The following is a 12,323-nucleotide window of genomic DNA, read 5'->3' as shown; positions in this document are numbered from 1 at the left end:
TTGCTGGCCGAGAAACCTCCGGGACGTCAGGAGGCGCGCGACCGGAATCCGGACCATGTGCGGGCGGCAGGCCCGTCCGGCTACCGGACGCCGGCCTCCACCGTCAGCGTTCCGGCCTGGGCGTCCATCGTGGCCATGGCGCCGAGCGGCACGGTGAGCTGGCCGTTGCCGTGCCCGAGGCGGAGCCCGCCGAGCACCGGTACGCCGAGGTCGTAGAGGCGGTCCCTGAGCACCGCGGCCGCGTCCCACTCGCCGGGCTCGCCGACGCTGTTGGTGATCTGGCCGACAACCACCCCGGCGACCCGGCCCAGTACGCCGACACGGCGCAGCTCGGTCAACATCATGTCGTAGCTGTACGGGGCCTCGTCCACGTCCTCGAAGAACAGGATGGCGTCGTCGAAGTCCGGCGAGTCCGCGGCGCCCAGCGAGGTCGAGATCAGGGTCAGACACCCGCCGAGCAGCCGGCCGGTCGCCCGACCCGGCACCATGACGGAGGCGGCCGTCTCGGCCGGATCCCGGTTGATCGTGATCGGCGCGGTGGTCATCACCGCCCGGCGCAGCGCCTCGGCCGACTCCGGACCGGTCCGGCTGTCCGACCAGTTGACCATCGGGCCGTAGAAGCTGACGAGGCGGGCCTCGCGCCACAGTCGCCCGTGGATGCTGGTGATGTCGCTGAACCCGACCACCACCTTCGGGTCGCGACGCAGGGCGGACACGTTCATCCGGTCCACGATCCGCTGGGTGCCGTAGCCGCCGCGCGCCGCGAAGACGGCCCGCACGCCCGGATCGGCGAACGCGGCGTTCACGTCGGCCAGCCGCTGCGCGTCGGTGCCGGCCAGGTAGCCGTATCGGGCGTAGACGTGCTCGCCGAGCTCCACCTCCAGTCCCCAGCCACGCAGGATCGCGATACCCCGCTCCATGAGAGCGGGGTCCGGAGTGCTTCCCGGCGACACCACGCGGACCCGGTCGCCGGGAACCAGGGCCCGTGCCCGGACGGGTGCCCGCCCGCCGCGCGGCGCCGCCTGAGCCGACCTCCCGCCGCCGATCAGCACCGCGCCACCGGCCGCCGCCGCTGCCCCGTGCAGCACACGCCGCCGGGACAGGGCCGTGCCGCCGGGCCCCGTCGTCACACCCTCGTCAGAAGCCCGCATCGAAGTCCTCCCCCGTCGTGCCGGACCGGCCTTTCCCGGCCCGCTATCCATCAGACTGCATCAATGCCGGGGGTGTCCACAAGCGACCGGTGTGGCGGGACGAGGGTGGACGCCGGCCGGGCCTCGGTGCACACCGTGACCCGGTCGGCGTCCGCTCAGGTCACGCTCGCAGGAGTGGCTGCCAACCGTCGCGGTACCGCACACCGCGTGGTCGCAGTCGGATCTGGTCGTGCACCGTCGCGGGGACCGGCTCGGTCCGGATCTCCTGGGGCCGCTCCACCACGACGCAGACGCGCTCACCCGGCCACCATCAGCCGCAGGAGCGGGCCAGATCGGCCCAGGCCGTGAGGTGCTCGGCCTCGTCGGGTCCGTACCGGGCCAGGCCCACTTCACGACCGAGCCCGACCGGGGACGCCATTTGTCTCCTCGCCGATCCCGTCGAGCTGGACGCCCAGCTCCGGCCGACCGCAGGGAGCCAGGCGACGCCGTCAGGTGACAGAATTTGGAATCTGTTACCCGGACGCTGTAGTCTCAATCTCGTCACCACAACGAGGAGGACAGTCATGGACACCCGCACCCTTGGGACGACCGGCCCGACCGTTTCCGCGCTCGGACTCGGCCTGATGGGCATGTCAGACCTCTACACCGGCGGCGACGACACCGAGAGCATCGCCACCATCCACGCCGCCCTCGACGCCGGCGTGACCCTGCTCGACACGGGCGACTTCTACGGGCAGGGGCACAACGAGATGCTGCTCCGCGAGGCCCTACGCGGACGCAACCGGGAAGACGCCGTGATCAGCGTCAAGTTCGGCTCGATGCGCGACCCCCAGGGCGGTTGGATCGGAAACGACCACCGCCCGGAGGCGATCAAGAACTTCCTCGGATACACCCTGCGCCGGCTCGGCACCGACTACGTGGACATCTACCGGCCGTCCCGGATCAGCCCCGATGTGCCGGTCGAGGACGTGGTCGGGACCCTGAGCGAGCTGGTCGCCGCCGGCCACATCCGCAACATCGGGCTCTCCGAGGTGAACGCGGAGACGTTGCGCCGGGCGCACAAGGTGCACCCGATCTCCGACCTGCAGATCGAGTACTCGTTGATCTCCCGGGACATCGAGAAGGACATCCTGCCGACCGCCCGGGAGCTGGGGGTGGGCGTCACCGCGTACGGGGTGCTCTCCCGGGGCCTGATCAGCGGGCACTGGTCGGCGCAGCGCACTCCCGCCCCCAACGACTTCCGGGCCCACCTGCCGCGCTTCAACGGCGAGAACCTGGACCGCAACCTGGCCCTCGTCGAGCAACTGCGGGCGATCGCCGAGGCACGTGGCGTCACGGTTGCCCAGATCGCCATCGCCTGGGCGCTGGGCCGCGGCGCCGACATCGTGCCGCTGGTGGGCGCCCGTCGTCGGGACCGGCTCGCCGAGGCCCTCGGCGCGACCGCGGTCACGCTGACCGACGCGGACCTGGCAGCGATCGAGGCCGTGGTCCCCGCCGGTGCCGCCGCCGGCACCCGCTACGACGCCGATCACATGGCGTTCCTGGACAGCGAGCGGGCATGACCGTGAGACGGGGCACGGACGTCCGCCGGTCGTCCGGTCGGAAGCCCGTGCCCCGGCTTCCCGCTCCGCTCGGGGCCGAGGACGGCCCGGGGCGGAGCGGAGAGCGCGTCGCCCCGGCCGGGCGGACACTGTCTCCGTCGGGCCCGGTGGCGGCCCTGACGCAGACGGCGGGGGTGACGACGACCACCGACGTGGGATCAGGGAGGCTTGAGTAATGAGTACGGACCCGGGCACCCTCTCCGCCGAGCGCATCCTCGACGCCGCCGAGGAGGTGCTACGTCGCTACGGCCCGGCGAAGGCGACAGTGCTGGACGTGGCCCGGGCACTCGGCGTCAGCCACGGGAGCGTCTACCGCCACTTTCCCAGCAAGGCGGCGCTGCGTTCCGCGGTCACGGAACGCTGGCTGGCCCGGATGTCCACCCCACTCGCCGAGGTCGCGACCGCCGACGAGCCGGCTGCGGAGCGGCTGCGCCGGTGGCTGTTCGAGCTGAACCGCTGCAAGCGCCGGATCGCCCGTGAGGACCCGGAGCTGTTCGACACCTTCAACCTGTTGGCCACCCAGCTGGAGGAGGTGGTCGCGGCCCACCTGGAGGTGCTCGCCGGCCAGCTCGCGGTGATCGTCGCCGACGGGGTGGCCAGGGGGGAGTTCGACGTGGCGGATCCGGCACTCGCCGGGCGGGCGGTGCTGCAGGCGACCACCCGGTTCCACCACCCGGCGCATCTCACGGAGTGGGCCGAGCCGGTCCTGGAGGACGATCTGGCCGCTGTGCTGGCGCTACTCCTCGACGGTCTGCGCGTTCGCCCGGCGAACTGAGCGGGCGGGGGGCCAGGCAACTCCGACCGCCGGCCGCGGCCGCGACACGCGTTCACCCCTGCACTGCGCCAGCAATCCGGTCGCACTTCGCGATCAGGCGTGCCCGCAGCGGCGCGGCGCGTTCCGCGCACAAGCTCGTCGAGGCGCTGGTGAACAACCCGCGGCCCGATGTGTGGGACGTCCACCAGGCGTGCCCTGCGGGGCGCGGCGGTCGCAACCCGGGCCTGTCGAGCGCGTGCGGTGGCGGCAGTTCGGGCCATGGTTCCTTCGTCTTCCCCGAGCGCGTCGGCGACAACTCGGGATCGGTGTGGGTGACGCCCGCGCTCAGCGCGGCACGGAGCTGGGAGGCGACCATGGCGAGATCGCTTGCCAGCGGTGGTGTTCCGCGCGGGCGGGGATCCCGGATCCACTCGTAGAGTCGTTCGAGGGTGGGCCAGCCATCGATCAGGGGGAGTGCCCTGTCGGGCGAGTCGACCCATTCGAACCGGGGTCGCGGTCGCGACATCCTCGCGTAGATCGCGGTCACGCAGCGTTCGGCCGTCGCTCGGTCCGCCGGTTCCGTGGACAGGGCGTGGCCGAGCCACTCCTGGCGGATTTGGATGGCCTGCTGCCACAGGTCACGACCGGTGGTGCTGCGGACGGACTGTGCGGGCGTCGCGGCGTCGGATCGCCACGTGGGGGCGCTCATCGCGCCGGGGCGTCGCCGCCCTTCCGGGTAGAGATCATGGGCGTGACTATGGCCCACCACCCGGCACCGACGCAACCGCCTTTCCTGCCGTTTGAAGGTTCGCGGCGTTACCATGCGGGCGTCGCGGTCAAGTCTCAACCGACGGTTCAACGATACCGTTTAGGGCATGACTACCGGCATCGAGGACATCGCCCAGGCCGTGACCGCTGCCTCCGTCCTGGGGCTGCTTCCGGTCCGGCCGCGGCTGCTCGCATTGGGCGAGCCCACCCATGGCGAGGACGTTCTGCTCGACGTGCGCAACGGGCTCTTCCGGCAGCTCGTGGAGCGGGAGGGCTACCGGACGATCGCGATCGAGAGCGACTGCCTGATGGGCCTCGTCGTGGACGACTACGTCACCGCGGGCACGGGCACCCTCGACGAGGTCATGGAACGCGGTTTCAGCCACGGGTTCGGCGCCTCCGCGGCCAACCGCGAGCTGGTGAGCTGGATGCGCGCGTACAACGACGGGCGGCCCGCCGCCGAGCGGGTGCGCTTCGCCGGTTTCGAGGGCCCGGTGGAGATCACCGGCGCCGCGAGCCCGCGGCAGGCGCTCACCGCCCTGCACACCTACCTCACCACCCGGGTCGACGCCGACCTGCTTCCCTGCACCGCGGAGACGCTCGACCGCCTGCTCGGCGCCGACGCCCGGTGGACCGATCCGGCCGCGATGCGGGACCCGTCCCGGTCGGTGGGGCGGACGCCCGAGGCCGGACAGCTACGGCTGCTCGCCGACGAGCTGGTGGCCCTGCTCGACACGCAGGCGCCGCACCTGATCCCGGCCACCTCGCGCGACGACTGGGACCGGGTCCACCTCTACGGTCGTACGGCCGTGGGTCTGCTGCGGTACCACTTCAGCATGGCCGACCCGTCGCCGGCGCGCATGGCACGGCTGTTGGGCGCGCGGGCGTCGATGATGGCCGCCAACCTGCTCGCCATCGCCGAGCGGCGTCCCACACTGGTGTACGCGCACAACGGGCATCTGCAGCGGGACAAGAGCAGGATCCGGATGGGCGGCCTGCCGGCGGAATGGTGGAGCGCCGGGGCGATCGTCGGCGCCCAGCTGGGCACGGCGTACGCCTTCCTGGCCACCGCCCTCGGCACGATCCGCCACCGCGGTGTGGAGACGCCACCCGCGAACACCGTCGAAGGGCTCCTGTACGCGCTGCCGGAGGACCGGTACGTCGTCGACGCACGCCGGTTGGCCGTCGCCCTCGGCGCCGGGACGCCCGCTCCGCGGGTGTCGCCCTGGTTCGGCTACGCCCCGTTGGAGCCGGCACATCTGCAGAGCATCGACGGGATCGTGTTCGTCAGGGACGCCCCCGCGGGGGGAACGTGGTGGCCGGCGGCCTGACCGGGCCCGGCGACTGGCTCACGCCGGCACGCCGGTGACGCGGACGAGGTTGCCGGCGGGATCACGGAAGGCGCAGTCGCGGACGCCGTAATCCTGGTCGATGGGCTCCTGGACCACATCGGCACCCGCGGCCTGAAGGCGGTCGAAGAGCCCGTCGAGGTCGTCGGTGGCCAGCGTGACGCCGGTGTAGACGCCCTTGGCGATGAGTTCCAGGATCGTGCGGCGCTCCTCGTCGGTGACGCCCGGGTCGGCGGCCGGTGGGTGCAACACGATGGAGGTGCCCGGCTGCCCGACAGGACCCACGGTGATCCACCGCATGTCCTCGAAGCCGACATCGGCCCGGACCTCGAAGCCCAGGATGTCGCGGTAGAAGCGCAGCGCGGCCTCGGGGTCGGTGTGCGGTAGGAAGGCGTGCTGGATGGTGACATTCATGCCGGTCACGCTACGCACGGTTGTCACGCGTGGGCTTCTCGATTCTTGACCGGTCTGGTGACCTGTTTGCTCAGGCACGGCGGAATGCCGGCCGCGGCCAGAGAGTGGTCGCGCCGGTACGCGCTCGGCGACACGCCGACCAGCTCCGTGAACCGGGTGCTGAACGTGCCCAACGAGGAGAAGCCGACCTCGAAACACACGGCCGTCACGCTGAGGTCTCCGCGCCGCAGCAGCGTCATGGCCCGCTCGATCCGGCGGGTCATCAGATAGGAGTACGGGGACTCGCCGTAGATGCGGCGGTACTCGCGGCTCAGGTGCCCCACCGACATGTGCGCCCCATGCGCCAGCGCCTCGAGGTTCAACGGCCTGGCGTACTCACGATCGATCCGGTCGCGGACACGGCGGATCAGGGCGATGCCGCGCAACCGTTGCTCCTCCGCACGTCCCAGGCCCATGCGCGCCATCCTCCCACCTCGCACCCGCCGTGCCCCCGGTGTCGTGGCGCGGCATCGGTCAAGAATCGAGAAGCGCCAGCCTGCGCCGCGTCGTTAGCGTCGGAGAGACGTCAACCGAGACCGACCGGAGGGTGACCAGGGATGAGCGCGAACACCCGCACGGGCCGCACGAGAGGCACCGGCGGCTTCTCCGAGGAAGAGCGTGCCGCCATGAAGGAGCGCGCCGCGGAACTGAAGAAGGAGGCGACCCGCGGTCGCGGCGACAAGGCCGCCGCCGCGGAACGCGACGTGCTGTCGAAGATCGCGGAGATGGAGCCGTCGGACCGCGCGGTGGCCGAACGGATCCACGCCATCGTCACCACCAGCGCCCCGGAGCTGTCGCCGAAGCTGTGGTACGGACAGCCCGCCTACGCCAGGGACGGAAAGGTTGTGTGCTTCTTCCGCAGCGGGCACCACGACAAAGAGCCCTACTCGACGCTCGGCTTCACGAAGGAAGCGAATTTCGCCGACGACAGCGGCCTGTGGCCCACGTCCTTCGCCGTGGCCGAGTTGAGCGAAAAAGCCGCGAAGACGATCACCGCCCTCGTCACGAAGGCCGTCAGCTGACCCAGGCCCGTTCAGGTCGTGGCGCCGGGCTCGGGGCGCCGACCGTTCAGGAAGAGCCCGAGGGCCTCCACGACCAGGCGGTGGTCGTCGAGTTGGGGCAGACCCGAGACGGTGACCGTGCCGATCGGGCCGGTGCCGCGGAGGATGATCGGGAAGCAGCCGCCGTGCGCGGCGTAGCGGGCCGGTTCGAGGTGGGCCTGCTCCTCGAAGGTGGTGCCGCGGTCGCGGTAGCTCTGGCCGACGAGGTAGGAGCTGTGGCCGAAGCGGCGTACGACCCGGATCTTGCGTTCGATCCAGTCGTCGTTGTCGGGGGAGGTGCCGGGCAGCGCGTAGTGGAAGAGTTGGTGGTCGCCGAGGCGGATGTCGACCGTGATGGCGTGGCGCCGCTCCCTGCCCAGCCGGACCAGGAGCGTGCCGAGTTCCCACGCGTCGTCGTGGTCGAACCGGTCGAACTGAAGGCGTTCTTCCTGCTCCTGCAGCTCTGACATCACGGCGTACCGGTCCCTTCCTCGATCGTCACCACGATTCAAACAGAGCCGGAACCGGCGGTGGCGTGCGGGCGCGTTCTCGACCCCGCGGCCGACCCTCGACGCCGTCTCACCCGCGGCGGCGGCTGGCGACCGGATCTTCGCGGACGTGGCCGAGCTGGTCGGACACCTCCGGTGACGACACGACGGCCGGCGCTCAGCCGGCCAGCAGCTCCCGGACGCGGGGGATCACCTTCGTGCCGTACAGCTCGATGGTGTTCATCAGGTGCTCGTGCGGCATAGAACCGTTGGCGTACTTGACGTCGACGCGTTGCAGACCGAGCGCCTGCACCGTCGTCGCGATCTTGCGGGCCACCGTCTCGGGCGACCCGACGTGCCACGCGCCCTCGGCGATGTCGGCTTCGAACCGGGCCCGGGTCATCGGCTGCCAACCGCGCTCCCGGCCGAGCCGGTTGAGCATGTTCCGGGCGTGCGGCCAGAGGAGGTCGGCGGCCTCCTGGTCGGTGTCGGCGACGAAGCCGGGCACGTGCGCGGTGACCGGAAGGCGCTCGTGGCCGAACTGGTCGAGGGCACGGTGGTACAGCTCGACGTACGGTGCGAACCGGGCCGGGTCACCGCCGATGATCGCCAACGCCAGCGGAAAGCCCAGCCGGGCGGCCCGGACGACGGACTGCGGGCTGCCGCCGACGCCGACCCAGGTGAAGATCCGCCCCGACTCCGTCTTCGGGTAGACCTGCTGCTGCTTCAGCGGCGCTCGGACGCTGCCCTGCCACGACACGGAATCCTCGGCCAGCAGCTTCGCCATCAGCTCGAGCTTCTCCTCAAAGAGGCGCTCGTAGTCGGCCAGGTCGTATCCGAACAGCGGGAACGACTCGGTGAACGAGCCCCGGCCCAGCATGATCTCGGCGCGTCCCCGGGAGACCGCGTCGAGGGTGGCGAACCGCTCGAACACGCGTACCGGATCGTCGGAGCTGAGGACGGTGACCGCGGTGCCGAGCCGGATGCGCTCCGTCTGGCCGGCGATCGCCGCGAGCACGATCTCCGGCGCCGAGATGGAGTAGTCGTCGCGGTGGTGCTCGCCGAGGCCGATGGCGTCGACGCCGAGCCGGTCCGCGAGCACCGCCTGCTCGACCACGTTGCGGATCACCTGCGCGTACGGGAGTCGCTTACCCTTCGCGTCGACGGTGACGTCGCCGAAGCTGTCGAGCCCGAACTGCACCTCGGTCGCCATGTCGTTCCTTCCCTCGATGCGCCGGGCGTCCCGGTTTCCGGCGTCTCCGGCCCGGGACAACGGCAGCGCCCTCGGCTCGCATTCCCGAACCGGGGCGTGGGGAACACCACGTCCGGTCCGGCGTCACCAGCCGGCTCAGGAGCGACGGCGTCACCAGCCGGCTCAGCAGCGACGGTGGCGGCGGGTCGGCGCGGTAGGTTGGCGATCATGGGGGACTGGGCGATGCGGCCGGCGTCGGTGGCGGATGTCGAGACGGTGGCCGAGTTGCGGGCCGTGGTGCTGCGGACGGATCTGGAGCGGCTCGGCCGCTACGACGATCACCGGGTGCGGCAGCGACTGCGGAACGGGTTCGTGCCGGCGCACACCTGGGTGATCGAGGCGGGCGGCGCGTTCGCCGGCTGCGTGTCGCTCCGCCCGGCCGAGGACGCCCACTGGTTGGAGCACTTCTACCTGGCTCCGCACCTGCAGGGCGGCGGCATCGGTACGGCCGTCCTCCGCGGGCTGCTGGCGCGGTGCGACCGCGAGGGCATCCTGGTCCGGCTGAACGTGTTGCAGGGCAGTCCGGCCCGGCGGTTGTACGAGCGGCACGGCTTCACGCTCGAGAGCGAGGATCCGGTGGAGGTCTTCATGGTGCGCGAGCCGGCCACGGCCCTGCGCGCAGATGACGTCGTCGGGGTCGACGGGCCGCAGCCCGTCGACCCCGACGCGTGCCCTACGCCTGGTTAGCCGACCCCACCGGCGCGGAACGCCACCCAGGCGTCGCTCATCCGGTCCGCCTGTCCGGCGGTGAACATGTTCATGCAGGAGTCCTGCGTGTAGTCCATGAAGTTGTGGATCGGGTCCAGTCCCGGTGCGGTGCAGGTGTCCGCGCCCACCGGGCAGTCGAACTGCGGCGCCGCCTCCCGCGGGGTGTCCTCGACGAAGTCGCCGGAGGCGGAGCACCCGTGCGCGAAGGTGTGCTCCAGCATCAGCCAGTGCCCGACCTCGTGCGTCAGCGTGTCACCCAGGGCGTACTTGCCCGCCGTTCCGCCCGGCATCGACTCGTCCAGCATCACCACGCCGTCGATGTAGTCCCGGCCGTTGTTGTAACCCTTCGGGAAGTACGCCCAGCCGAGGAGACCGCCGCCGATGTTGGCCGCGTACACGTTGAGGGTGCGGGAGTCGCCCTGGTACAGCGCGTGCTTCATGTCCCGCTCGTTCTTGCCCGGCACGACCGTGTACCAGTCGCTGTTCACCGTCCACGTCGTGTCGACGAGCGTGAACCGGAACGGCGTGTCGGAGGCGTTCGCCGCCGTGCGACCCGCGTACGAGTCGTTGAGCACCGTCATCTGCGCCGCGATCAGGGTGTTCCACCTGTTCGTCTCGGCCGCGGTCAAGGGGTGGTCGGAGATCATGTGGAAGACCGTGGGTACGGTGACGCTGCCGTTCGGCAGGCGCGGCGAATCCTTGATCACCCCGTAGGCGTTCGCCTCGTTCTTCGGGTACAGCTCCGGTTCCTTCGCGGTGGCGTCCTCGGTCACCCGAGCCGCGCTGTGACCCTCGGCGCCCGGCTCACAGGCCGCGGCACCCGGGGAGGCCGTCACCGGTGCCGCCGAGGCCATCGCTCCGGAGGCTCCACCGGCCGCCAGGAACGTCGCAGCGGTAGCGGTCAGGACCGCCAGTTGAAAAGTCGATCTCCTGCGCATCGTCGCACCCTTCACGCATGGGGGATGGAGACAGAACGGACGGGCGAAAGGCCGGTGCGGGGCACGAGGGCCCTCCACTCCTAGAGGGCGATGCCGTCCTCTGTGGCGTTACACGGCCGTCGCCTCGGCGCTCACACGCTCGGGAAGAACCAGAGGACGTCGCTCAGGCCGCTGTCGTCCGGTACGACGATGTCGTCGCGCCCGTCCCCGGTGAAGTCGTCCACCACAGGCGCGCCGGGCGTGCCGGGCGCGGCCAGGGTGACCGGCTCCTGGAAGGTGCCGTCACCGTTGCCGGGCACCACCAGCACGCCGCGGTAGCCGCCGCCGAAAGCGAGATCGGCGTGGCCGTCCCCGTCGAAGTCACCGGCCGTGGCGTTGCGCTCGCCCGCTCCGTAGACGAGGGTGCGCTCCTCGGTGAAGGTCCCGTCACCGTCGCCCCTCAGGTAGACCGCGCCGCCCCACTCGGATCCCGGTACGACCGCGTCGACCCGCCCGTCCGTGTCGAAATCGGCGAGCACGGCCGGGCTGCAGGGGTCCGGCAACTCGTGCCACACACCGGGGGCGAAGGTGCCGTCGCCGGTGTTCAACCAGGTCACCACCCGGCCGTACCCACCTCCGGTCGCCACCAGGTCGAGGTGACCGTCCCCGTTGAGGTCGGCGCCGGCCAGCCCTTCGTTGGCGGTCGGCTCGGCCGCGAGGATCGGCCCGGGGGTGAACCGGCCACGCCCGTCGTTGCGGAGCACCTGGACCTGCTCCCGCCCGGCGAGGGACAGCGCCAGGTCGACGTCCCGGTCGCCGTCGAGGTCGGCCGGCACGAGGTTGCGGGGGATGCTGTTCGCGCCGGTGTCCCACACCCGGGGCGCGCGGAACCGACCGTCGCCGCGGCCGAGCGCGACCACCACCTGGTTGAGGTCGATGTCGACGACCGTGGCGATGAGGTCTCGCCGGCCGTCGCCGTTCACGTCGGCGAGCGCGACCGAGCGGGGCGCGCCGTCGAGGGCGACCACGGCCTCGGCCCGGAAGCCGGTCGCGCCGAGGTTGAGCAGAATCGAGACCCGGTCCGCGTCGGTGTGCGCGACCGCCAGGTCGGGCCGCGCGTCGCCGTCGAGGTCGCCGCTGGTCATGGCGCCCGGCACGGCACCGGTCGCCACGGCGATCGGCGCGCCGAAGGTGGCGGTCGCGGCGGTGGCGGCGGCCGGGGTGAGGGCCGTGGACAGCGTGACGGCCAGGGCCGGCACCCCGAGGGTACGAATTCGCATGCGCGCTCCTGACTTGAGGTATGGACCCGGACCGGTTCGTCGCCGATCCGGGCAGGGGCGAGCCTCCCTCGCGGATTGATAACGCCGGGTTAAGCCAGCGCTATGTCGGCGACGCATCTGCCCGATCACGAGCGAGGGCAGCCGTCGCGTGCCCGTTGACGGGCGGCGGGGCGGGCGGGCGTCGACAATTGTGGGGTGCCGCGCGCCTTCGTCCTGCACGACCACCGCAAACCACGGCCGCACTTCGACCTGCGGCTCGAGGAGAACGGTGTGCTGCGATCCTGGGCGGTGCCCCGTGGCCTGCCGGACGATCCCCGCGACAATCGGCTCGCGATCGCCGTGCCCGACCACGCGCTCGATCACCTGACCTACGAGGACGCCGACAAGTCGATCGCCGACATCGGCACGTGGGAGGAGCACGACCGCACCGAACGCCGGATGCTGTTCACGTTGCACGGCCGCACCGGCCGCCGCCGGTACGCGCTCATCCGTACCGGCGAGGGGTGGCTGCTCCACTTCACGAAGGAGCAGCCATCCCAGGACCGATAGCCGGAGGGACGGC

14 protein-coding genes are annotated in these 12,323 nt (G+C 71.4%); 6 read left to right on the top strand and 8 right to left on the bottom strand.

Annotated elements, in window-relative coordinates:
* Positions 1-80 precede the first annotated feature (80 nt).
* Entirely contained in the window at positions 81-1,151 is a 1,071-nt protein-coding gene (locus ACSNOA_RS20995; RefSeq protein WP_436660735.1) for a S66 peptidase family protein, read from the bottom strand.
* A 563-nt stretch (positions 1,152-1,714) separates the two neighbouring features.
* Here ACSNOA_RS20995 and ACSNOA_RS20990 point away from each other — a divergent pair.
* The gene (locus ACSNOA_RS20990) at positions 1,715-2,713 is read left to right on the top strand and encodes an aldo/keto reductase (protein ID WP_436660733.1); all 999 of its coding nucleotides are present in this window, start codon (positions 1,715-1,717) and stop codon (positions 2,711-2,713) included.
* Between the two features lie 214 nt (positions 2,714-2,927).
* Positions 2,928-3,527, top strand: a complete 600-nt coding sequence (locus ACSNOA_RS20985; RefSeq protein ID WP_436660732.1) for a TetR family transcriptional regulator — start codon at positions 2,928-2,930, stop codon at positions 3,525-3,527.
* 52 nt (positions 3,528-3,579) lie between these two features.
* Here ACSNOA_RS20985 and ACSNOA_RS20980 read toward each other — a convergent pair whose 3' ends face one another.
* On the bottom strand, positions 3,580-4,215 hold the full coding sequence (locus ACSNOA_RS20980; RefSeq protein WP_436660730.1) for a hypothetical protein: 636 nt from the start codon (positions 4,213-4,215) through the stop codon (positions 3,580-3,582).
* A gap of 166 nt (positions 4,216-4,381) precedes the next feature.
* On the opposite strand from ACSNOA_RS20980, the gene ACSNOA_RS20975 reads away from it, so the two are divergent.
* Positions 4,382-5,605, top strand: coding sequence for an erythromycin esterase family protein (locus ACSNOA_RS20975; protein WP_436660728.1), 1,224 nt, complete (start codon positions 4,382-4,384; stop codon positions 5,603-5,605).
* 18 nt (positions 5,606-5,623) lie between these two features.
* Here the strand turns inward: ACSNOA_RS20975 and ACSNOA_RS20970 are convergent, their stop codons facing one another.
* Both ACSNOA_RS20970 and ACSNOA_RS20965 read right to left on the bottom strand, forming a co-directional pair.
* Positions 5,624-6,037 carry a VOC family protein gene (locus ACSNOA_RS20970; RefSeq protein ID WP_436660726.1) on the bottom strand — a complete coding sequence of 138 codons (414 nt, stop codon included), beginning with the start codon at positions 6,035-6,037 and terminating at the stop codon, positions 5,624-5,626.
* Positions 6,038-6,060: 23 nt separating this feature from the next.
* Positions 6,061-6,492, bottom strand: coding sequence for a helix-turn-helix transcriptional regulator (locus ACSNOA_RS20965; protein ID WP_436660724.1), 432 nt, complete (start codon positions 6,490-6,492; stop codon positions 6,061-6,063).
* A gap of 141 nt (positions 6,493-6,633) precedes the next feature.
* Here ACSNOA_RS20965 and ACSNOA_RS20960 point away from each other — a divergent pair, with 141 nt between their 5' ends.
* Positions 6,634-7,098 carry a DUF1801 domain-containing protein gene (locus ACSNOA_RS20960; RefSeq protein WP_436660722.1) on the top strand — a complete coding sequence of 155 codons (465 nt, stop codon included), beginning with the start codon at positions 6,634-6,636 and terminating at the stop codon, positions 7,096-7,098.
* A gap of 11 nt (positions 7,099-7,109) precedes the next feature.
* Here ACSNOA_RS20960 and ACSNOA_RS20955 read toward each other — a convergent pair whose 3' ends face one another.
* Positions 7,110-7,586, bottom strand: a complete 477-nt coding sequence (locus ACSNOA_RS20955; protein ID WP_436660720.1) for a heme-degrading domain-containing protein — start codon at positions 7,584-7,586, stop codon at positions 7,110-7,112.
* Between the two features lie 196 nt (positions 7,587-7,782).
* Positions 7,783-8,817, bottom strand: a complete 1,035-nt coding sequence (locus tag ACSNOA_RS20950) for an LLM class flavin-dependent oxidoreductase (protein ID WP_436660718.1) — start codon at positions 8,815-8,817, stop codon at positions 7,783-7,785.
* Positions 8,818-9,024: 207 nt separating this feature from the next.
* On the opposite strand from ACSNOA_RS20950, the gene ACSNOA_RS20945 reads away from it, so the two are divergent.
* On the top strand, positions 9,025-9,543 hold the full coding sequence (locus ACSNOA_RS20945; RefSeq protein WP_436660717.1) for a GNAT family N-acetyltransferase: 519 nt from the start codon (positions 9,025-9,027) through the stop codon (positions 9,541-9,543).
* Here ACSNOA_RS20945 and ACSNOA_RS20940 read toward each other — a convergent pair.
* Together ACSNOA_RS20940 and ACSNOA_RS20935 are read right to left on the bottom strand one after the other, a co-directional pair.
* The gene (locus ACSNOA_RS20940; protein ID WP_436660715.1) at positions 9,540-10,337 is read right to left on the bottom strand and encodes a zinc metalloprotease; all 798 of its coding nucleotides are present in this window, start codon (positions 10,335-10,337) and stop codon (positions 9,540-9,542) included. The genes ACSNOA_RS20945 and ACSNOA_RS20940 overlap by 4 nt on opposite strands.
* Before the next feature lie 296 nt (positions 10,338-10,633).
* Positions 10,634-11,761, bottom strand: a complete 1,128-nt coding sequence (locus ACSNOA_RS20935) for an FG-GAP repeat domain-containing protein (protein WP_436660713.1) — start codon at positions 11,759-11,761, stop codon at positions 10,634-10,636.
* A 195-nt stretch (positions 11,762-11,956) separates the two neighbouring features.
* Here ACSNOA_RS20935 and ACSNOA_RS20930 point away from each other — a divergent pair, with 195 nt between their 5' ends.
* On the top strand, positions 11,957-12,310 hold the full coding sequence (locus ACSNOA_RS20930) for a DNA polymerase ligase N-terminal domain-containing protein (protein WP_436660711.1): 354 nt from the start codon (positions 11,957-11,959) through the stop codon (positions 12,308-12,310).
* The last annotated feature ends 13 nt before the right edge of the window (positions 12,311-12,323 follow it).

Origin of the sequence: Micromonospora sp. URMC 103 (assembly GCF_051386435.1) — a bacterium.
Taxonomy (GTDB): Bacteria; Actinomycetota; Actinomycetes; order Mycobacteriales; family Micromonosporaceae; genus Micromonospora.
Note: the sequence above shows the minus strand (reverse complement) of the source record. Positions and strands in the feature narration are given on the sequence as shown.